We start from the raw sequence: 22329 nt of genomic DNA on the forward strand, positions 1-22329 counted from the left end.
TGCAGAGAATACTTCGACATTTTCAAAATGGAACAGCGTTATGAGTGCAATCGAGCCTGGCATGATCCTTCTTGCCTACCTTTGCGGCTCAATTTCCAGCGCCATTCTGGTCTGCCGCATCGCGGGGTTACCCGATCCTCGCGACAGTGGTTCCGGTAACCCCGGTGCCACGAATGTGTTACGCATCGGCGGAAAAGGCGCAGCCGCAGCCGTTCTGATTTTCGACGTCCTGAAAGGGATGCTGCCCGTTTGGGGCGCTTACGCCCTTGGCCTCTCCCCATTCTGGTTAGGCCTGGTGGCGATCGCCGCCTGTCTGGGCCACATCTGGCCAGTATTTTTCCATTTCCAGGGCGGTAAAGGCGTTGCCACCGCGTTTGGCGCCATTGCGCCTATCGGCTGGGATCTCACCGGCGTCATGGCCGGAACCTGGCTACTGACCATTTTGCTCAGCGGCTATTCGTCTCTCGGCGCCATCGTCAGCGCACTGGTCGCACCGTTCTACGTCTGGTGGTTTAAACCCCAGTACACTTTCCCGGTATCGATGCTCTCATGTCTGATTCTGTTGCGTCATCATGACAATATTCAGCGCCTATGGCGACGTCAGGAGACAAAAATCTGGGCGCGTTTGAAAAAGCGTAAGCAGAAGAAAGAAGAAGAGTAACAAAGGAATTGACGTAGCCCGGCCGAGCGAAGCGGCGCCGGGACAGCCCCGGGGTCGGCGAAAACGCCTCGCCCGGGCTACCCTCTGTCATATCTTACGCGGCAGGCAGTTCAGCCAGCGGCCAGCGCGGGCGAACGGTCACACCCAGCGACTCATTCACGCCGGTTTTCAGGCGCACCATCCCCGCATAGGCAATCATCGCGCCGTTGTCGGTACAAAATTCCGGGCGCGCGTAGAACACTTCACCACGACGTTTTTGCATCATCTCCGCCAGCTTCGCACGCAGCGTACGGTTGGCACTCACGCCACCTGCCATCACCAGACGTTTGAAACCGGTTTGATCCAGCGCGCGTTTGCACTTGATCATCAGCGTATCCACCACCGCATCTTCAAATGCACGGGCGATATCGGCACGGGTTTGATCGTCAGCGTCGTTATTGCGGATAGTATTGGCGGCAAAGGTTTTCAGGCCGGAGAAGCTGAAGTCCAGCCCTGGGCGGTCGGTCATTGGACGTGGGAAGACGAAGCGCCCTTCCGTGCCCTGCGAGGCCAGCTTCGACAGCATTGGGCCACCTGGGTAATCCAGGCCGAGCAGCTTCGCGGTCTTATCAAAGGCTTCACCGGCTGCGTCGTCAATCGACTCGCCGAGCAGGGTGTACTCACCAATGCCGGTGACGCTAATCAGCTGCGTGTGGCCGCCGGAGACCAGCAGCGCCACAAACGGGTATTCAGGCGGATTATCTTCCAGCATTGGCGCCAGAAGGTGACCTTCCATATGGTGTACCGGAATGGCCGGCACGTTCCAGGCAAACGCCAGCGAGCGCCCCACGGTTGCGCCAACCAGCAGCGCACCGACCAGACCCGGCCCTGCGGTATAGGCAACGGCGTCGATATCTTTCGCCGTCAGATTGGCCTCTTTTAAGGCTTCCTGAATCAGGGGCACCGTTTTACGCACGTGATCGCGCGAGGCCAGTTCAGGCACCACGCCGCCGTAGTCAGCATGTAATTTCACCTGACTATACAGTTGGTTGGCTAACAGACCTTTTTCATCATCATAAATTGCGATGCCGGTTTCATCGCAGGATGTTTCAATACCCAGTACACGCATGGCTATATTTACCTCGTTTCAATACCGCGCAGTTTAGGTTTTCTATCCCGGCTTGTAAAACATTGTTCGCCCCAGGAAGCAGGCTCGTGTATACTCCTCACCCTTAAAAAGTTCATTTCAAAAAAGGCTCCGGTGCTTTACAAAGCAGCAGTAGTTGCAGTAAAATTCCGCACCATTTTGAAATAAGCTGGCGCTGATGCCAGCAGCAAACCGAATTAATCAAAGGTGAGAGGCACATGCCGGTAATTAAAGTACGTGAAAACGAGCCGTTCGACGTAGCTCTGCGTCGCTTCAAGCGTTCCTGCGAAAAAGCAGGTGTTCTGGCGGAAGTTCGTCGTCGTGAGTTCTATGAAAAACCGACTACCGAACGTAAGCGCGCTAAAGCTTCTGCAGTGAAACGTCACGCGAAGAAACTGGCTCGCGAAAACGCACGCCGTACTCGTCTGTACTAATCTCTTGAGAGCATCGGCTCTCAATTGTCAGACCGAGTTGTAGTTGCAAGGCCGTGCTTCCGAAAGGAATGCGCGGCTTGTTTTCGTTTATAAATCAGCATTTACACAAAATCATTCATGCTGTATCAAGGCGGCAAGCGAGTGAATCCCCGGAGCTTACATCAGTAAGTGATAGGGGTGAACGAACGCAGCCAACGCAGAGACAGTTTGAAGGATGAAGTGTAAATAAACGGGGCTTATGGCTGGACGAATCCCACGCGTATTCATCAATGACCTGCTGGCACGCACCGACATCATCGATCTGATTGATGCCCGAGTGAAGCTGAAAAAGCAGGGCAAGAATTACCATGCGTGCTGTCCGTTCCATAACGAGAAAACCCCCTCTTTCACCGTGAACGGTGATAAGCAGTTTTACCACTGCTTCGGCTGCGGCGCGCACGGTAACGCCATCGACTTTTTGATGAACTACGACAAGCTCGAGTTTGTTGAAACCGTTGAAGAACTGGCGGCCATGCACAATCTTGAAGTGCCGTATGAAGCCGGAACAGGCCTGAGCCAGATAGAACGTCATCAACGACAGAATCTCTATCAACTCATGGAAGGATTAAATGATTTTTATCAGCAATCCTTCACGCAACCCATCGCCGAGCCTGCACGCCAGTACCTGGAGCAACGTGGCCTTAGCGCCGAGATTGTCCAGCGTTTTGCTATTGGTTTTGCACCCCCAGGCTGGGATAACGCCTTAAAACGTTTCGGCGGTAATGTCGACAACAGAAAGCTGCTGCTCGATGCCGGAATGCTGGTCAACAACGACCAGGGAAGAACGTACGACCGTTTCCGCAATCGCGTGATGTTCCCGATTCGCGACAAACGAGGCCGGGTGATTGGATTTGGTGGCCGCGTATTAGGTAACGATACGCCGAAATACCTCAACTCCCCGGAAACCGATATTTTCCATAAGGGTCGTCAGCTTTATGGCCTTTATGAAGCCCAGCAGCATAGCGCGGAACCCCAGCGCCTGCTGGTTGTCGAAGGTTATATGGATGTCGTCGCCCTGGCGCAATACGGTATTAACTATGCCGTCGCTTCGCTGGGTACATCGACCACGGCCGACCACATGCATATGCTGTTCCGTGCGACGAATAACGTGATTTGCTGTTACGACGGCGACCGCGCCGGACGCGATGCCGCATGGCGAGCGCTGGAAACGGCCATGCCTTACATGACCGACGGTCGTCAGCTACGCTTTATGTTCCTGCCCGACGGTGAAGACCCGGATACGCTGGTACGTAAAGAAGGCAAAGAGGCTTTTGAAGCCCGGATGGAGCATGCACAACCGCTCTCCGTGTTCTTGTTCAACAGCCTCTTACCGCAGGTTGACCTGAGTACGCCAGACGGCAGCACCCAGCTCGCAGCGCTGGCGCTACCGTTAATCAGCCAGGTACCTGGCGATGCGCACCGTATTCAGTTGCGTCAGACGCTGGGCCTGAAGCTCGGCATTTTTGATGACGCACAGCTTGATCGTTTAATGCCAAAACAGGCAGAAAGTGGTGTTGTACGCCCGACCCAGCAGATAAAACAGACGCCTATGCGTATACTGATAGGACTGCTGGTGCAAAACCCAAATCTGGCACCACTTGTCCCCCCAATGCATGGGGTGAGTCAGACGAAGCTACCAGGGCTCAACCTGTTCACCGAGCTCGTAAGTCTATGCGTTGCGCAGCCGGGCCTGACAACGGGCCAACTGTTAGAGAATTATCGTGGCACAAGTGAATACTCAACACTTGAAAAACTCTCAGCCTGGAACGATATAAAGGATGAGAACGTTGAAAAAATGTTCACCGACACGCTCAACCGAATTTTTGATTCAATGCTTGAACAGCGACAGGAAGAGTTGATAGCTCGCGATCGCACGCACGGTTTAAGCAGTGAAGAACGCAGGGAGTTCTGGGAAATCAGACAGGCCCTGGAAAAAAAATGAATTCAACGGCTTAAGTGCCGAATACCGATCGGGAAGCCCCCGACAGCCGCTCGAGGCGCAGCGGCACTAATATAAGTACGCCCTCGCTTTAAATGTTGGCGGTTCGTTCGCCGACCGACACCAATCAAATGAATTAAGTGTGGATACCGTCTTATGGAGCAAAACCCGCAGTCACAGCTCAAGCTTCTTGTCCAACGTGGTAAGGAGCAAGGCTATCTGACCTATGCCGAGGTCAATGACCATCTGCCGGAAGATATCGTCGATTCAGATCAGATCGAAGACATCATCCAAATGATCAACGACATGGGCATTCAGGTGATGGAAGAAGCGCCGGATGCCGATGATCTGTTGCTGGCTGAAACCTCCAACAACACTGATGAAGACGCAGAAGAAGCGGCTGCACAGGTTCTGTCCAGCGTGGAATCTGAAATCGGACGTACCACCGACCCGGTGCGCATGTACATGCGCGAAATGGGTACGGTAGAACTGCTGACCCGTGAAGGCGAAATCGACATCGCTAAACGCATCGAAGACGGGATCAACCAGGTTCAGTGTTCCGTTGCCGAATACCCAGAAGCCATTACCTATCTGCTGGAACAGTACGATCGCGTTGAAGCTGAAGAAGCACGTCTGTCTGACCTGATCACCGGTTTCGTTGACCCGAACGCTGAAGAAGATATGGCGCCTACCGCCACTCACGTCGGTTCCGAACTGTCTCAGGAAGAGATGGACGACGACGATGAAGACGAAGACGAAGATAGCGACGACAGCAGCGACGATGACAACAGCATCGACCCTGAGCTGGCACGTGAGAAATTTGGCGAGCTGCGTACTCAGTACGAGATCACTCGCGACACGATCAAAGCAAAAGGCCGTAGCCACGCCAGCGCTCAGGAAGAGATCCTGAAGCTGTCTGAAGTGTTCAAGCAGTTCCGTCTGGTACCGAAGCAGTTCGACTACCTGGTAAACAGCATGCGTACCATGATGGACCGCGTGCGCACCCAGGAACGTATCATCATGAAGATGTGCGTTGAACAGTGCAAAATGCCGAAGAAGAACTTCATCACCCTCTTCACCGGCAACGAAACCAGCGAAACCTGGTTCAACGCGGCTATCGCGATGAACAAGCCGTGGTCTGAAAAGCTGCACGACGTGAAAGAAGACGTTATGCGTAGCCTGCAGAAACTGCAGCAGATTGAAGAAGAAACCGGCCTGACCATTGAGCAGGTTAAAGATATCAACCGTCGTATGTCCATCGGTGAAGCGAAAGCCCGCCGTGCGAAGAAAGAGATGGTTGAAGCAAACTTACGTCTGGTTATTTCTATCGCTAAGAAATACACCAACCGTGGTCTGCAGTTCCTTGACCTGATTCAGGAAGGCAACATCGGCCTGATGAAAGCGGTAGATAAGTTTGAATACCGTCGCGGCTACAAGTTCTCCACCTACGCAACCTGGTGGATCCGTCAGGCGATCACCCGTTCTATCGCAGACCAGGCGCGCACCATCCGTATTCCGGTGCATATGATTGAGACCATCAACAAGCTCAACCGTATCTCCCGCCAGATGCTGCAAGAGATGGGTCGTGAACCGACGCCAGAAGAGCTGGCCGAGCGCATGCTGATGCCAGAAGATAAAATTCGTAAGGTGCTGAAAATCGCCAAAGAGCCAATCTCCATGGAAACGCCAATCGGCGACGATGAAGATTCGCATCTGGGTGACTTCATCGAGGATACCACCCTCGAGCTGCCGCTGGACTCTGCGACCACCGAGAGCCTGCGCGCTGCCACCCACGACGTTCTGGCTGGCCTGACCGCCCGTGAAGCAAAAGTCCTGCGTATGCGTTTCGGTATCGATATGAACACCGACCACACGCTGGAAGAAGTGGGTAAACAGTTCGACGTTACCCGTGAACGTATCCGTCAGATCGAAGCGAAGGCGCTGCGTAAACTGCGTCACCCAAGCCGCTCTGAAGTGCTGCGTAGCTTCCTGGACGATTAATCGCCCCAGTAAAAAACGTAAAAAGCTCCCTGATGGGAGCTTTTTTTTGCCTGCTAATCCGGAGCGCTACTCCGGCCTGTAGCCCGGCCAAGCGCAGCGCCGCCGGGATCGTCTCAACGCCTATAACCCGCGCGCCTTCAACGCCACGTCCAGTTCCTGATACGCCGCTACCAGCTTATCCAGCGTAATTCGGCTCAGCCCGCTCGGGTTCGGCAATACCCACACCTCGGTATCACCAATCATGTACGTTTGCTTGCCCCACGTCGCCCCGCGCTGCCCTAAGCCGCGTTCAAAGGCCTGCTTGCCTAAAACGGCTAATGCGGCAGGTTTGTAATGCTCAACCTTCTCAATCAACTCCTGCCCGCCGCTGCGCAACTCCTGCAGGGTAACTTCGCTCGCTTGCACCGTCGGGCGTTCAACCAGCTTGGTCACGCCACAGCGGAATGCCAGCATCTGCTCAGCCTCTTCCGGCTTCAACTGGTGTTCAGTAAATCCCGCAAGATGCAGCACTTTCCAGAAGCGGTTCGCCGGATGGGCAAAGGGATAGCCCAGAGAAGAAGATGACAGCCCCGGGTTAATGCCGCAGAACAGTACCCGCAGCCCCGAATCAATAATATCCTTAACCATAATTTTCTCGACCAATACATCGTGAGAACAGTATAACGAATTGAAAATGCATTGTTTATAAAAACAGCATGTGCGCGCTTAACGCTGGATTGGCGCCCGTTGTTACTTTATAATCGTCCGCTACCTGGCCCCTTAGCTCAGTGGTTAGAGCAGGCGACTCATAATCGCTTGGTCGTTGGTTCAAACCCAACAGGGGCCACCAGATACCGCAAGGGCCGGAGAGAAATCTCCGGCCCTTTTGCTTTTTACGGGGATACCTCGGGGATACTTTGCATAGGGATGCTCCGTGATTTATGGATACCAGATGCATTCGCACGACGGATGAAGCAATGCAGAAAATTAAAATAAGCATGGCCATATCCCCACTAAGCACCATTGAAGTTCGTAACAATAGTGGGCCATCAGTTGTGGCAACCACCCACCGAAATGAAAACCATATTTACCACGGCGTAAGGACACATTTTCTATGAAATGGACAGTTCCAGTGGCAGTGCTCATGCCGCTGTTCGCAGGGAATGTTTATCTGTAGAATGTGGCAGCAATCCGGTTTAATAAAGAGGTCAATGTTTTGCAAGATAACGGCGAAGATAACCTGGATTAACGGATATGATGAAATTAACAAAAAAGCCCTTTTAGAGATAATTAATAAATTATAATTAAAATACGAATTAACGTTCACTTTCAGGTTCTCACACCTGCATCTTGATGTTTATTGGGTATATACATTAATCGTTAAAGTGTTACGCGTAGCGAATTAGATGCACTGGAATTTGCCCACTTTCTCCGGAATATTGCACAATTGATTACCGCCGTTTTTATCTCGCACGCCTGAATTTTATTGTCATTTGCTAGCACAGCGCCCTGTGACGTTTTCATCTTCTCTTCCCGTTTAATTTTGCCATCATGGGAAATGACACATCGGTGATATTCCCGTTGCGATAATTTTCGCCGCGTGCTGAAGCGCAGTCGTATAGCGCCAACGCGGCCGGATGTTTTTTTGCAAATGTCCTGGGGGATTGTATTCGTCAGACTACTAGCTGAGGACTCCCTACTCCCAGCCCTTGATGATGCCCTGCTACCACGCACTTATGAGCCCCAAACCAGTCTCCTGGCGCAACTGAGCAGGCCGTGCTGGCCTACGACTGCCGTTTTACATTTTCTTAAATTTATACTCAAGTGACCGAACCACTGGCCGATAACACGTGTAGGAATATTCTCATGACTGTCAATACGATAAATTTTCAGAAATAGAGTATCCCAGGCTTAAAGGGATATTTTATATCTCCATATGGATGACAATTTTATGTCAACACACAGTAACGGTACGGCACCGATAAGACCGTCGTTATCTCAGCCAGATGGCGACGAGGATGGTAAGAAAAATAGACTGAGAGACCCAAGATTTACTCTCGATAAAGATGTCATTTTATCCCAGAGCACTCGCTCATCTCTTGATGAATGCATGGCTCGTCTGCGTTTTCATCACACGATTTACCAGGAGTGGAATTTTTCTGTCGTTGACCCGATGGGATCGACCGCGATACTGAATTTTTACGGCCCCCCCGGCACCGGGAAAACGCTTTGCGCAGAGGCGCTGGCTGGACAGTTACGGATGCCCTTTATTGCGCTTGGTATTGCAGAACTGGAAAGCAAGTTTATGGGAGAAACGGCTAAAAATATCCAGGCTGCTTTCGCGCAGGCTAAGGAAACCGGAGCGCTGCTCTTTTTCGATGAAGCTGACACGTTACTGGGGAAACGACTCTCTTCTGTCACACAAGGCGTTGATAACGAAGTTAATGCAATGCGCTCTACGTTACTGATCGAGTTGGAGCGTTTTGACGGCACTGTGGTTTTCGCGACTAATTTCGCACGCAACTATGATGAGGCGTTCCGCAGCCGTATTGGCTATCACGTTGAATTTACGCTACCCGACCTTACAGCCCGCTACCATCTCTGGGACAAATTCCTGGTTGCTGAAATTCCCCTCGCCGAAGAAAGAGAAAGTCTTCTCACCGCCGCAAGCGAACTATCCGAAGGGCTGGCAGGACGAGAGATCCGCACCTGTATGCGTCTGGCATTACCTAAAGTGCTGCTGGAAGCAGAACGTACCGGAGAGGCCGCACAACTTAACATCGCTCATTTACGGAGTGCGATAGAACAAGTTTTGGCCTCCCACCAGGCGATAGCCACTCATTCTGGACGCACAGACAGTGAAGTCAACACAGCAAAAAAACTATTAGGCATCCAATAAAAACAACAGGAGAAAATTATGGGTTTCTGGTCAAGTGTCGGCAGTTTTTGCAGCAGCGTAGCAAGTGCAGTGACAAGCACGGCTAGCCGGGTATGGGATGGTATTAAAGAAACTGCAGCTAAAACCGTTTCCTGGATGGCAGAGAAAGCGGAGACCTTTGTGGGAAGCGTCAAGAGCGTCTGGGAAAAGGTGAAGCCGTTTATCAGTAATGTCATTCGCCCTATCGTGCAAAACGCCGCAAAGTTAGCTGAAAAGGTGTTGCCACAATTCCCGTGGGTGGGTGGCGCGTTGAAAGCGCTGGATAAAGCGTTGGGACTGCTGGTCGAGTGGGATAAAAGTGACCTGGCGAAGCGTGTTGGTGAGGCCATTGCGTGGGCGATTAATAAAGCCAAACAACTTAAAGACTTGTTTCTTACGCCAGAAGAAATGGATAAAGCCAAAGAGCATGAACAAGCCCTACGCGAAGCGCGTAATCAGATGCGCGGGGAAGCAGCAAGTGCCGTTGATCTGGCGAGCCTGATTACCTTATATGCCCAACTCTCAACGCGTATTAAGGACGTTCTGGATAATATTCAGATCAACGATTTCGAACACTATCTGCGGTTACGCGCGTCGCAGAAGTTGTTAAAAGATACTGAGCAACATCTTACGCGTGCGCAGGACATTGATGCGATCGCCGATGACGACCTGTTTCTTATTGAAATCGGGAACGAATTGCTAAAACCCAACCCTCAGTTGAGTGATGACGTAACGCAACGTCTGGATCGTGTCGTGATGGCGCGTTTTGGCAAGAAGCTCATCCCCTTCGTGTTCGAAGAGATGATAATGGCCTGGGGATATAACCTGCAGGATATGGAAAATGAATGGAAATCGCTGAATGACGGACTCTCCAAAGAACAGGTACTTCTGCGACGTCTACAGATTGGTCAGCGCCTTGGCGATCTTCATGGAGATGAAGTCTCAATGCTCAACGAGCTAGAAGCTCGTTTACCAGTGCAACAGGCTGAAATGGAAGCAAAACGCAAACGAACCAATGAAATGCGTAACTATGTTTTTGCCGCTGAAGGATTTCTGCAAATGCTCGAAAAAGAGCCTGGAGAATTTGCGGGCCAGGAATATTTGATGGAAGACAGCAGTACGGTTGGAATGATTATTATTGAATGCGCTCAGTTTGGTAAGCGTTGGGAAGAACTGAATACCGAGCAACAAAGTTTAATTATCGATTTTGCCAATATCTTTGAAAAAGCCAGCCGCGCGCGCGCAAGCAAGCTTGTCGAGGTGGCAGCATGACGCTTCATGAATTTTTTGCCTTTATTTTGCCGGAATCCGACGTCATTCAGTTACTGTTTGGCGGCACAATGCTTTTTTTGGTTTTACTGACGCTTGGTTTATTGCCCTGGCAGGCAAATCAGCGCTATTGGGGCAAAAAATGGCAAGGTGATGCGCTGAATAATGGGGCCAGCCATCTCGACGTTGAGCATGGTTCAGTCAACGAAATCAGCGCAGCTGTTGCCAGTCCCGCAGAAAAAATGGCCGACATTATGCCGGGCATTTTGTTAATTTTAGGGTTGCTAGGCACCTTTCTCGGTCTGGGAATTGCCCTTAATAAAGCATCGGATATTTTGATTGATGCTAACGCCGCAGGCATGGATAACGCCATGTCGAATCTGATGGGGATGATGGAAGGGCTGGGGACGAAATTTAAAACGTCGACATGGGGGATTATAGCGTATCTGTTCCTTAAAGCCTGTACGGCCGGGTTAGGATACGACGAGAAGCGTTTGCGCTGGTGCGCACAGCAGATGAAACAAGTGTTCGACCAGTCACGAGAACAAAAGCGTGCTGAACATCATGAGACCCAGTTGAAGTATCTGACAGCTTTACAGGGTTTGAACGACAGAATGCAGGTGGAAAGCGAAGCCACACGACAGTCGCTGAACACCCTCTCTTCAGGTATGGCGTCGTTTTTACAACCCCTGATGGATCAAAGCCATGCTGCAGTACAACAGCGAAAAATACAGGAAACCTATCTGGAACAATTGACAGATATATCCCGTCGAACTCAGCAGCAACATATCGATGAATTGCGGCAGGTATGCAACATTATTCGCGAGGAAAGCGAAAACTCCCGGCAGACTAACTATTCACACCATGCTGAAGTCGCCGCGATCTATACGAGGATCGCCGATCAGGGTGATAACGCTGAACACCAGCGTATTAAACAGAGTGAGCAACTGATAAAACTGCAAGACCTCTTGCACGTCATTCAAAACGATATTGTTAAGGGTACCAAAGATCGGTCTGCGCAAGGGCAGCAACAGATAACAGAGTTAACGACAACCCGAGAATCGTTGCAGCACTTCATTAATACCAACAGTAGTAACCTGTCCGCCATTCAACATTCAGCCGAAAAAATGTCATCTGCTGCGCAAGAAATGGGTCATTCCGCAGGCGATCTACAACAGGTTATCGGCGATTTCCGGATGGGCATTACCGATATGTTAGGCACGGTTAAAACCGATCTTGGTTCCACCATCTCCCAAATGGGTGAAAGTTTTAGCCGGAATATGGAATCGATATCCACCAGTATGGCGAATGCAACAGCTGGCATTTCCAGTGCAGTGACCGACCTTTCTCATAACGTTGGCACCACAATGAGTGACGTTCGTATTTCCATCGATCAGTCGATGAAAACGCAGCGTGATGCACAGCGTGAATTTATGATCACCAGTGAAACGTTAAATGAAAAAGTGATCGCTATGACAAAACTGGTTGATGATTTGCGCGAGCAAATAGTTAACGGGTTAGCAGCGGTTTCCAGCAGCAATCGGCAAGTCGCGAGCCTGAACAACCGTTATGCGGAGATGACGACATCAGGCGAAAGAAATGCAAATGCGATTGAAACGCTGGTGAATCAACTTCAGCTCATGCAAAAAGAGAGCCCTCTTCAGCCAGCAATGGACAGGGTTACTGCTGGTGTCGGTAAACTGGTTCACAGCATTGAATCATTGCGTGATGAAATGCTGAGTAATACTGATGCTTCTGCCGCACTTTCTTCGCTCGATGACAGATTGTTCCGTTCTCTGGAAGAGCTGGAGGGGATTCGTAAAATGCTGTCACCAGAACGGAATCTCCTGGTTCAGCAAATTGAAAAAAGCCTGACGCCGCTTGCTATTACATTGCAACACATTGACCAAACGTTATCGACAATGAACATTGTTAATGATGCAGTCTGAGGGGCTCACTCATGAAAGATAAACCTAATGAGTGGGTCTCGATCTCCGACCTGATGTCAGGAGTAATGGCTGTCGTTATGCTGCTGCTGGTGATGTCGGTGCTTCAGAAAACATGGTCAGATATTAAGCATAAGCAGGAAATGGAACAGGGAATCAATACCCAGCGAGCCCGGGTCGGGGAAATGTTGGGAAGTATTAAAACCACGCTTGATGGAACGGCGAATGAAGGTTTAGTTGCGCTGGATGTCAACTCGCAAAAAATCACGTTGCGTGATGGCGTTTTCAATCGCGGCAGCGCCTGCATTGCCTCTCAGGCAAGCCAGGCGTTAGCGACGATTGAAACGCAGGTTGTCAGATTTCTTAGCGAATTCAGAAGCGGACAAGTTTATATCGAAGGCTATACGGATAATCTTCCCGTTACCCGTCCGGTGACAAACTTTGACGTTTTCTGCACCGTCTATGACGATAATTTTACCTTATCGGCAGCGCGGGCTAGAGAGGCGCGTAAATTTATCGTTGGCGATCTTGCTCCGGCTTTTGCACGTCGGGTAATCGTTGCCGGATATGGCGACTCGCAGCCGATTCCTGGCGTGGCGCCAGAAGATGCGCGTCAGCGGCGCATTGAGGTTCGGTTCGTGTTACCAGAAAAATAGTATTATCTGGCGTGATATTCATCGAGGTACTTGCTCAAAAAGGGGGAGTCCGCGTATTGCCGTATCCATTAAATGCGCGGCCCCTTCATCACCTGTCATTTTCGCGTATTTATGCGGGCAAAAAAAAGGACCACTTAGTGGTCCTTTTCCATTTTTACTGCGCTCCTCGCGCTTCGGTAAAATCATACAGCGAGTAACGTTTCTGCAAGGCCTGGCCACCATCACGCGTTAGCGGTACCCAGTTGAAGCCAGCACGAGTGTTGGTCGGGCTAGTGCTCAACAGATCCAGAGGAATCGAAATGTAGAACCCTTTGGTGAAGCTACCTTCGCCGTAGTCATGAGAGGAGACGTTGGTCAGTGTCGCAAACGCACCGGCGGTGATCCCGCTGGCAAAACGGCGTGAAATATCAACCGTACCGCCTTTGTCGCCAGCCAGATAGCGGCCAACGCTCACTTTCACCAGGAACTCATCGGCAAACCATGGTTGCCAGTAGCCGGTGAGGTTGCCCGTCGTGACGCTGTAGTCTGCCATTTTCATCGGGTCATTCCAGTCACGCTGTTTGACCCAGTTGACGTCGGCGCCAATCGCCCACTGTTTATCCAGTGGACGGTAAATCAACTCGCTCCCGACCCCGGCAAACATCATTTCCAGATAACCGCCATAGTTCTGCATATACCAGCCATCACCCAGAGTACCAATACGGGTGGCCTGGAGGTTGGTCAGATACAGATCGCTGTTATCAACATATTCACGAATATGGGTGCGCACCTGTGGGATATGACTGTCCGGAGGTGGCGCGGTGAAGTTGAACTTATCGTAGTTGTTATACAGGTTAAGCAGCACGCCACCGCCTAGCGTCCAGTTATCGGTCATCTGGTAGTCAACTCGCCCACTGACCGCCATCTGGTACATGTAGAACGATTCTGGCCCGCCGATAGACTGGTTTAATACCGGCGACCAGTCGAAGCTGAACGCCGATTTTTTATCTGCCGCTTCGGCCTGCACGTGCTGCGGCTGTTGAGGTTCCTGGCGGACGTCGACGTTATCCGGCGGCGTGGCCCCCAAAGGCACGCCGCTGAAAGTCTGATCCAGCGCGGCCACATCGCTACGATGACTAATCAGCGGGAGCGATTGGTTTTTCTCCGTCACCACAATCTGACGAGTCCCTTCAGGCAGGTTGTTCATCATGATACGGTTTGCGCGCTCAACACCTTCAGCGCGATCGCGGTAATCGGTTTGCTCGCCGGAAACGTAAACCGTATCCCCATCACGTTCGATAGACGGCGATGACAAGCCAGCATTATCACGCAACGCCGTAAGTTGAGCCTTCACGACCTGAGGGTCAAGATTTGCGGGTTGCGTGTCAGGGTTATAAGCCGGTTTTGACGGTTTCTGCGCCAGGCTGCGTACCGTTTCAAAGTTGGTTTTCAGCGTCACGCCGAACGTCAGCGTATTCCCGCGCTCATAGCCGAGGTTAACATCACCCCAATCGCCCAGACGGTACAGCATGCCGACGTTAATGGGCGTACTTTGCACAAGGGTCCCCGCACGGTCATTACGGTAGTTATTGCCGTCATATTCCACCTTAAAGCGCAGCGGTTGCCACGGCGTCTGGTACTCCACGCCGCCGAACAGCGCTGAAGGCCCACGGAAGAAGCGTTCGGAATCGATATTCCCGCCGCTGCCGCTGTAGCCTTCATCACGATGGCAAAAACGATCGCTCGCTTTACAGAATGGGTTCGTCACATTACCGCTGTTACCGACATATCCCCAACCCATCCCCAGCGTGAAATCAAAAGGCCCTGCCGCTTTGGTGGCCACCAGATATTCACTGTCGAACAGACCGGTCCCGCCGATATCACGGAATCCTAATGAGATATCCGGCGTCCAGCGAGTTTCCTGCCACAGACGCGCTTTAAGATCGATCCCCTTATCTTTATAGGTCTGGTCACCGCTGAAATCTTCCGCGCCGTAACGTAGGGTACGCACATCCGTATAACGAATGGTACTTTCCAGCCACGGCATTAATTGCAGTGAAAGTGACCAGAAACGGTATTGATCGTTATCGCGATAGTTCACATTGAACTCACCAGAGGGCGCCATTCGCGCGGTTGGCGTTTGCAGCAAGCCGACGCCACCAAAGTCAGACTGTGAAGGGGTGACATAAGGGGTATACAACGGCGTACCCCAGTCTGCATTGGCAACAGAACTAAAGCCGCCGAGCGACAGCGCGATCATTGAACTGAGTGTAGTGAGCTTCATGGCGCGACAGTCCGTTGTGTGAGCAATTGGATGATGTCCTGGTTCAGAGTCTGATACCCCTCAGGCAACGCAGAGGTTTGCAGGTTTAGCCAAATTTGGCTGCCAGGTTGCGGTTCATGGTAACGACGATTCCAGTAACCCGTGGGGACCGTTTCCGTGGTGCCATCAGGCGCAATAACGGTAACCGTATCCGCGTCAATCCCCGGCTGTTGCTGATCAACTTCGACATAGGCAGAAGTCTGCTTACCCGCAACAAAGGTGGACACGGTGCGCGAACTGTTCCACAACGTGATATCCGGCTGCGAACGGGTGCTGACATACAAGCGATAGTCACCCTCCAGCGGCGGCGAATATTCTGGCTTAAGGCGCACATGATCCGGGTCAAGCGAGAGAGGATAGGCCCCCACCACCTGCAGGTGTTCAATTCGCTGACGCAGGACATTGATACGCTGCATCTGGATATATTCCCCCTGTTGCTGCAACTGGCTCGCCAGAGCGGTCAGCTTCGCCACAATGTGCTGCTGATTTTGCTGCTGCAATGCATCACTCGCAGGTGTAGAGATCTTCGCCGTTTGCCAGTCGATACCTGTCGGCAGCGCCGGGTTCATGACTAAATCGCTAAGGGTATGAGCAGCGATCTGCGTGGTTGAACAGGCGGGCTCGCAAATAAGGGTAATCTGCCCCTGGCTGTAACTCAGCGGGGCTATCGCCATCAGAGTGGCGGTTAGCAAAAGAGGTTTCATCATCAGGAGTAGGGCTTCAGTAAAGTGAGAGACCACATCGGGCCATGAGGATGCAGGTTTTGTTCGCTATGCACGACCTTGCCCGTTTGCGCATCAACCCAGTAACGTTGGACGTACGTCGCACCGTCCTGTTCTGCCGTTACGTGCTCTTCCAGCAGGCGATAATTACGCGAGGTGTCGAGAATGGTGAAGTTCTGGGTACCTGCCCAATGGAAACGAGAAGTCACCGTGGCCGAGTGGAAAGTCCCACTATTCCACTGCATCTGTACGCGCCACTGCTGCCCTTCCTGGATGCTTAGCGGACTGGATAACGGATCTGGTTTATCACTTTCAAGCTTGAGTAAGTTATCCTGGAAACCAATGGTTTTAATGATGCGCCCATTTTGCGTTGAAACCATTTTGGAGTCAGCGGTCAGCCACTTTTGTGTATTGTGTTCATTCCACGCCAGTACAATAAATGCCAGCGGGCCATCATCCACCGTCAGTGACATTGAGGCATAAGGGATACTGGCAACTTTGGTATTGTCGATCACCGCATCCTGCGAGGTAAAAGTCTGCTTGAATGTGTCTGAAATGATACCAGGACGTTGTTGGTTGCAAGCGCAAAGTAAAATAACCGCGCTGGCCAGGCATATTTTTTTATACATATTAGTCGCCGTAAGCAGGCAGAAGAATGGGGCTCAATAAGAACCCCATGATAAGGAAAGCGAATTAACGCGTAGACGTTGTGGTGCTGGTGCTGGTGCCACCGTTGCTGTTGCTATTGCTAGCAACGGCAACGCCAACAGCAACAGCGCCAACGACGCCCGCACCGATTGCGACGGTAGTCCCGGTTGCTAAACCAGCTGCCGTTGCAGCAGTACCCGCTGCAGTCCCTGTCGCGCCGCCGGCCGTGGTTGCTGCTGCGCCAGCAACAACTTCTTCAGCGGCCATAGACGCCATAGGTGCAGCCAATACACACAGCATCAGTACACTTACTTTGTTTAATTTCATTAAGAGCCTCTTTTATTGTTTCATTGGTGTATTTCTCTGGCGGAATGCCCCCGCACAGGGAAAATCGAGTGAATATAAAATAATAAATCTAGCTAGCACTTGTTCGTTATGACAAATAAATAAAACACACACCTATAACAAACAATTAGTCCATGTGATAATTTGGCAAGAAAATACAAAGCAGTTTTTTTACGATTTAAATCACCCCAGCCTTCCCTGGTACCGTCAACAATACCAGGGAGACCTGACATGAAATAAACCGAAGATTCCCAGGAAAGGAATATTTGAAATCAAGAACGCCTCAACCTCTTATTTTAAGATCGAAACACTCTTATTCATAATAGTTATATGCACCATACTCATAGTAATTAGCTGTGCGTTTTTCAACACCGTTAAATATTACACCACTAATATTTAGTTTATTTTGTTCGAAGCGTTTCGCGGCCACTTCGATTTCTTTCAGGGTGTTTTTCTGGAAGCGAGCTACCAGCATAATTGTTCCTGCATACCTGGCAGCAATGCATGCATCGCTTACGGCTAAAATAGGTGGCGTATCGATAATAATAAGATCATATCTCTCAGTAGCCCAATCCATTAGTTTTTTGAAATTAGCATTCATCAACAATTCGGATGGGTTTGGTGGGATTTGACCCCGTGAGATAAAGTCTAAATTTTCAATCTCAGTTGTTTTAACAACATCATCAATACTGTTACTGCCGCTTAGAATATCAGAAAGACCTATTTTCTCTTTGCAATTAACAACGTAATGCATTTGTCCTTTGCGTAGGTCCGCATCAATTAACAATACTTTCTTATCAGATTGGGCAATTACCGCCGCCAGGTTGGAACTGACAAATGTCTTACCTGCCTCCGGGGTCGCGCCAGAAATCAGTAAAATATTATTAGTTGCTTGCATCATAGCAAAATGCAAACTCGTACGTAGACTTCTGATTGCTTCCACGGATAAATCAGTAGGATTATCTTTTGCCAGAAGATTCACTGAACGGACATTTTTATGTTTTTTCTTTGTCAGTTTAAGGTTTTTGTCTCTTAGCCATTTCGAATTAGGGATCGAAGCATAAACATTGAGACCAAGGCTCTCAATATCTTCACTGCTCTCGATTCCGTTATGCAGTATTTTCTTTAAGAAACAAAATGTTATTGATGATAATACGCCAATAATAAGACTAATGTATATAATTATAGCTTTTTTAGGCGCAACCGGTTTGGTTTCCGCCATTGCCGTATCAATAATGCGAACATTACCCACCGTGCTCGCCTTATTAATACTCAACTCTTGTTGCTTATTTAAAAGCAACATGTACACTTCCTGACCAGACTGCACATCTCGGGTTAAACTTAAAATTTCCTGCTGCGTTTTTGGCATATTGCCAATGCGAGCATTTAGCTTGTCTCGCTCTTTCAGTAATAACGCTTTTTTCTCCAGCAGCGTGCGATACGCTGGGTGATCGCGAGTATACAGTTTGGAGATCTCTGCCTCTTTAAATGTTAACTCATTGATCTGAGTTTCCAAAGAGACGGTGGTATCCAGTACTGATTTAGCTTCTAAAGATAAATCAACGGATTCATTTTTCTGACGGTATTGGTTTAATCGGTTTTCGGCATCATCCAGTTTAGCGCGTACTAGAGGCAATTGTTCCTTAAGAAAATCGAGGCTTTTAGCAGCTTCTTCAGACTTACGACCTACGTTTTGCTGCAGATAGTTATTACTGATGCTATTTAGAATCTTGATAGCATCAGTGGCACTTTCTGCCTTATACGTTAATTGCAGCATGCCGCTATCTTTACTTAAGTCGGCAACAGATAAGTTTTCTAATAGGTTGTTAATCGCTGTTAATTTTTCCAGTTTAACCATTGTAAATGTAGTATCAACCGGGGCATTAATTTCACTAACAAGAAGATTAATACCATTTTTATTGAGCAGTTCGCCAATTCGACCTGGATAAGTGACGTCATTTACCACGAGTTCATAGCTATTTGGCGAGACAACCTTAAGAACCATTGGAATATCTAATAGCTCATTTGGAACAACTAACCTGGATACGGCAATTTGACCATCAGGGGTTCCCAGTAATCGGGCTAAGCCTTTGCCAATCATCGGGAAGTGTTTTTCGGTAACGACGGTATCTAAAGCGAGTTCATCAACCGTTTTTCCCAATACCATGCGGGAATTGATTAAGCTGATCTCAGTTTGTGATTCAGGCTTACTATCAGGCATAATATCAGAGAGTTTACTTAATACACTACTGCCAGCACTTTGCTCGACTTGTATTAATGCACTAGCGCGATAAATGGGGGTCGCCATAAATGCATAAATAATTCCAAGACATGTAAAGATCGCTGTAATAATTACGATCTTCCATTTATTATCGAGTAGCACACCGAACAGTTCATTTAGCTCAATCTTATCGTCATTATTACCAATGTTCGAATTTTGTTCTGACATTTAATTAAATCTCTGTTCTTAATTATTGCTTTAACGCCAGGACCCAGCGCGCGGTGCTTTGGGCTAATTGTGTATAAACCAGCTGATACATTTCACGGCTTTTCCTGTACGGGTCGCCGATCTCCATCTGGTTTTGCCAGTGACCAAACAGCATGGTTTTACCACTGACTTCCGGGTAGCTTTTCTTGATCCGTTCGAGATGGGATTTTTCCATCACCAGGATCAGATCGTATTGCATCGCCAGACTTGAAGAGAACGCCTGCGCGCAATGGTTTTCAAGGGATAACCCGTGCTCAACAGCAACGTCAGCGGCCATTTCGTTAGCCTCTTCGCCAACCAGCGCTCCTAAGCCTGCGGAATCAATCTTTTTGCCTGGCAGAGACTGGCGAAGCAAACGCTCCCCGGTCGGGGAGCGGCAAATATTGCCAACACAAACCACTAAAATAGAATCAAACATAATTACCACTGCTTAATCATGCGAACGGATTCCGTCATGTCATTAATGCCCGTAATAGTAGGGGCTAACTGACTCAGGACGCGGTTCCAACGGGTGACTGGTGCGGTAGTGACATAGACGATGTCGTACGGCTGAAGTTTGAACTCCGTCCCCATCACTAGCGCAGTGGCATCAGAAACATTTAACTGATACACATTTGCCACTTTGCCACTGTTATCTTTGCCTCGAGTCGAACGAATAACAAAGATACCGGTTGCATCAGCGCTCATCTGGTCAATACCCTCAGCATTCCCTAATGCTTCGGTCAACGTCATCCCGCTGCGGTCCATCTTCAGGGTGGTCTGTTTTTTAACTTCCCCCATCACAAACACTTTCAGGTCATCGTTGCGTGGCACATACAGAATGTCGCCGTTATAGAGCATTCGGTTTTGGGTCAGGTCGCCATTTTTCATCAGCGCCTGAAGGGAGATGCGCTCATCTTTGCCGTTATGGGTTAATACCGCGTTGTTCCAGTCCGCGTTTTCCGCAAGGCCGCCGGCCTGGTTTATCGCATCCATAATGGTTAAAGGCACGTTGGTGATCGCTTGCTGACCCGAACGGACCACTTCACCGGTGACGTAGGCTTTTTGTGAGCGGAACGCGGCAACGCTGATGTCGATTTGTGGCGATTCGATATAGGTGGCTAGCTTGCTGGTCAACTCTTCGCGCAGTTGAGGCAGGGTACGACCAACCACGTTTACCTTCCCGGCGTAGGGGTAGAAGATCGTGCCGTCAGATTGTACCCAGTTACCGGTGTCGGATGCGCTACGATATTGACCCGCAGGCGTCGTCAGTTCCGGGTGATCCCACACGGTGACCATCAATATGTCGCCGACGCCAATATGGTACTGGTAATCCTGAATATCGTCAGCAAGTTGCGGGTTTGGACGTGCAACGACCGGGGTCGGGTTCAGTGACTCAATCAGTTTCGGAGTGACGGTATAGACGTTAACTTTGTCATTGATATTCGCGCTATCGTCTTTATTGACGACGGTTTTACCAAAAGTAGTGAGATTACTGCCCGGAACGATAGTACAGCCACTCAATAAAACAGCTGAAATGAAGAGCGGTACAGCTGCTAATTTTACAGTCATCATGTTGGTCACTTGGATCGTTGAAATTGAAAAACCCAGCAGCGCTGGGTTATTTGATTAATACAATATAGAGATGCTAGCGGCTGCCGGTTGCGACATCGGCACCTGCAGCCATATCCTTTGGTTTGCTTCGTTGTGCTCTAGGGTCTGGATTGCGTTTTTGCAGTTTATTATTCGTTATCCAATAACCGGCAAACAAACTCAGAAATGCAATCAAAGAGAGCCACTCTGCGATACCCTGCTGGGAAAGCAGAATTCCCAGACTCGCAAATGCAGCCGTCAGCGCAGTCATCACCAGTACCGTCTGGCGGGCCGTTAATCCACTGCGCATCAAAATATGGTGTAGATGATCGCGATCGGCATGGAACGGGCTCTGCCCACGGCGCATGCGGCGCACCATGACGGTCACCATATCCATCAACGGCAGGGTTATCACCCACAGCGCCGTCACGGGTGACATCACCGCGCTTCTGCCCTGACTGCCGAGTATCACCAGCCACAGCACGGTAAATCCAATCACCATGCTGCCGGCATCACCCATAAAAACTTTTAAACGCTTGCCGCCGATCAGACCCATGTTCAACATTAAGTAAGGGATCAGAGCAACGATCATCAGCAGACACCACATTGCTCGCGTCGACGATCCCGCCAGCAAGAACACCACCATCAGCGCCGCAAAGGTTGCGCCAGAGACAGAACCGAGCAAGCCGTCAACACCATCAACCATATTGAATGCATTGATTGCCGCCCAGGAGGCAAACAACGTGACGACATAGCCAACCGGGCCAAGTATCAGTTCATTGTCACCCAAAACATAGCCAAGCGTATGCAGGTAGAAGCCGTTAGCCATGATAATCACGGCGGACAATGCCTGAATAAGAACACGGGGGATAACCGGCAGATCAAAGCGGTCATCAGCAATGCCGACGCACAACAGTAAAGAGATGCTCAGCAAGTAGGGAAGAAAATGCGCGTCACCGTGTGGCAGCACTTCCGGCCAGAACAGGTAAAACAGCACGATTGCGCAGTAGAATGAGATCCCGCCGACAAGGGGAATCTCTCCGCTGTGCTGCTTACGTCCACCAGGCTTGTCAACCAGACCGCATTTCAAGGCCATCACGCGAGCGATAAGGAGGACTATCATCGCTGTTGAAAACATGATGAGAATTTCTTTACTCATGGTAATACCTTTTGTTTTGGCGACGCTACCGCCCATGGCGAATGCGGATATAACCACATACCATCGAGGATATTGATTTTGCGCACACGGAAGATGCTGTGCTAATACAGCCTATCGGATATAAGG

18 protein-coding genes and 1 tRNA gene are annotated in these 22329 nt (G+C 50.0%); 9 read left to right on the forward strand and 10 right to left on the reverse strand.

What is annotated here, in order from left to right:
* Positions 1 to 40 precede the first annotated feature (40 nt).
* Positions 41 to 661, forward strand: a complete 621-nt coding sequence (plsY, locus tag AB2B48_RS14575; RefSeq protein ID WP_368299492.1) for a glycerol-3-phosphate 1-O-acyltransferase PlsY — start codon at positions 41 to 43, stop codon at positions 659 to 661.
* A 94-nt stretch (positions 662 to 755) separates the two neighbouring features.
* Here the strand turns inward: plsY and tsaD are convergent, their stop codons facing one another.
* Positions 756 to 1769, reverse strand: a complete 1014-nt coding sequence (tsaD, locus tag AB2B48_RS14580; protein ID WP_333011224.1) for a tRNA (adenosine(37)-N6)-threonylcarbamoyltransferase complex transferase subunit TsaD — start codon at positions 1767 to 1769, stop codon at positions 756 to 758.
* Positions 1770 to 2005: 236 nt separating this feature from the next.
* Between tsaD and rpsU the strand changes: the two genes are divergently transcribed.
* The 3 genes from rpsU (at position 2006) to rpoD (ending at position 6200) form a co-directional block, all read left to right on the forward strand.
* Positions 2006 to 2221, forward strand: coding sequence for a 30S ribosomal protein S21 (gene rpsU, locus AB2B48_RS14585; protein ID WP_001144069.1), 216 nt, complete (start codon positions 2006 to 2008; stop codon positions 2219 to 2221).
* 238 nt (positions 2222 to 2459) lie between these two features.
* Entirely contained in the window at positions 2460 to 4202 is a 1743-nt protein-coding gene (dnaG, locus tag AB2B48_RS14590) for a DNA primase (RefSeq protein ID WP_368299494.1), read from the forward strand.
* A gap of 153 nt (positions 4203 to 4355) precedes the next feature.
* Positions 4356 to 6200, forward strand: a complete 1845-nt coding sequence (gene rpoD, locus AB2B48_RS14595; RefSeq protein WP_185668407.1) for an RNA polymerase sigma factor RpoD — start codon at positions 4356 to 4358, stop codon at positions 6198 to 6200.
* A 120-nt stretch (positions 6201 to 6320) separates the two neighbouring features.
* On the opposite strand, the gene mug is transcribed toward rpoD, so the two are convergent.
* Positions 6321 to 6827: a G/U mismatch-specific DNA glycosylase gene (gene mug / locus AB2B48_RS14600; protein WP_368299495.1), complete on the reverse strand. Its 507-nt coding sequence runs from the start codon at positions 6825 to 6827 to the stop codon at positions 6321 to 6323.
* A 126-nt stretch (positions 6828 to 6953) separates the two neighbouring features.
* Between mug and AB2B48_RS14605 the strand changes: the two genes are divergently transcribed.
* From AB2B48_RS14605 to AB2B48_RS14625, 5 genes are all read left to right on the forward strand, one after another.
* Positions 6954 to 7029 (forward strand) — tRNA-Ile (locus AB2B48_RS14605).
* A 1101-nt stretch (positions 7030 to 8130) separates the two neighbouring features.
* Positions 8131 to 9078 carry an ATP-binding protein gene (locus tag AB2B48_RS14610; RefSeq protein ID WP_368299496.1) on the forward strand — a complete coding sequence of 316 codons (948 nt, stop codon included), beginning with the start codon at positions 8131 to 8133 and terminating at the stop codon, positions 9076 to 9078.
* A gap of 18 nt (positions 9079 to 9096) precedes the next feature.
* Positions 9097 to 10368: a hypothetical protein gene (locus AB2B48_RS14615; RefSeq protein WP_368299497.1), complete on the forward strand. Its 1272-nt coding sequence runs from the start codon at positions 9097 to 9099 to the stop codon at positions 10366 to 10368.
* Positions 10365 to 12314, forward strand: coding sequence for a hypothetical protein (locus tag AB2B48_RS14620; RefSeq protein WP_368299498.1), 1950 nt, complete (start codon positions 10365 to 10367; stop codon positions 12312 to 12314). Before AB2B48_RS14615 ends, AB2B48_RS14620 begins: the two co-directional genes overlap by 4 nt.
* Positions 12315 to 12325: 11 nt before the next feature.
* A complete protein-coding gene (locus tag AB2B48_RS14625) occupies positions 12326 to 12967 on the forward strand; it encodes an OmpA/MotB family protein (RefSeq protein WP_368299499.1) in 642 nt (213 codons plus the stop codon).
* Positions 12968 to 13121: 154 nt separating this feature from the next.
* Here the strand turns inward: AB2B48_RS14625 and AB2B48_RS14630 are convergent, their stop codons facing one another.
* From AB2B48_RS14630 to wecA, 8 genes are all read right to left on the reverse strand, one after another.
* Positions 13122 to 15230, reverse strand: coding sequence for a YjbH domain-containing protein (locus AB2B48_RS14630; protein ID WP_368299500.1), 2109 nt, complete (start codon positions 15228 to 15230; stop codon positions 13122 to 13124).
* Positions 15227 to 15976: a capsule biosynthesis GfcC D2 domain-containing protein gene (locus AB2B48_RS14635; protein ID WP_368299501.1), complete on the reverse strand. Its 750-nt coding sequence runs from the start codon at positions 15974 to 15976 to the stop codon at positions 15227 to 15229. Before AB2B48_RS14635 ends, AB2B48_RS14630 begins: the two co-directional genes overlap by 4 nt.
* The gene (locus AB2B48_RS14640; protein ID WP_368299503.1) at positions 15976 to 16506 is read right to left on the reverse strand and encodes a YjbF family lipoprotein; all 531 of its coding nucleotides are present in this window, start codon (positions 16504 to 16506) and stop codon (positions 15976 to 15978) included. The genes AB2B48_RS14635 and AB2B48_RS14640 overlap by 1 nt, the downstream gene beginning before the upstream one ends.
* A 178-nt stretch (positions 16507 to 16684) precedes the next feature.
* A complete protein-coding gene (locus AB2B48_RS14645) occupies positions 16685 to 16966 on the reverse strand; it encodes a hypothetical protein (RefSeq protein ID WP_368299505.1) in 282 nt (93 codons plus the stop codon).
* A 331-nt stretch (positions 16967 to 17297) separates the two neighbouring features.
* Complete coding sequence (locus AB2B48_RS14650) at positions 17298 to 19433, reverse strand: polysaccharide biosynthesis tyrosine autokinase (protein ID WP_368299506.1); 2136 nt, start codon at positions 19431 to 19433, stop codon at positions 17298 to 17300.
* A 22-nt stretch (positions 19434 to 19455) separates the two neighbouring features.
* Complete coding sequence (locus tag AB2B48_RS14655) at positions 19456 to 19890, reverse strand: protein tyrosine phosphatase (protein WP_368299508.1); 435 nt, start codon at positions 19888 to 19890, stop codon at positions 19456 to 19458.
* A gap of 2 nt (positions 19891 to 19892) precedes the next feature.
* The gene (locus AB2B48_RS14660; protein WP_368299510.1) at positions 19893 to 21026 is read right to left on the reverse strand and encodes a polysaccharide export protein; all 1134 of its coding nucleotides are present in this window, start codon (positions 21024 to 21026) and stop codon (positions 19893 to 19895) included.
* Positions 21027 to 21099: 73 nt separating this feature from the next.
* Entirely contained in the window at positions 21100 to 22203 is a 1104-nt protein-coding gene (gene wecA / locus AB2B48_RS14665; protein ID WP_368299511.1) for a UDP-N-acetylglucosamine--undecaprenyl-phosphate N-acetylglucosaminephosphotransferase, read from the reverse strand.
* Positions 22204 to 22329 lie beyond the last annotated feature (126 nt).

It is taken from the genome of Kluyvera sichuanensis (assembly GCF_040930405.1).
In the GTDB taxonomy this organism is placed as follows: Bacteria; Pseudomonadota; Gammaproteobacteria; order Enterobacterales; family Enterobacteriaceae; genus Kluyvera; species Kluyvera sichuanensis.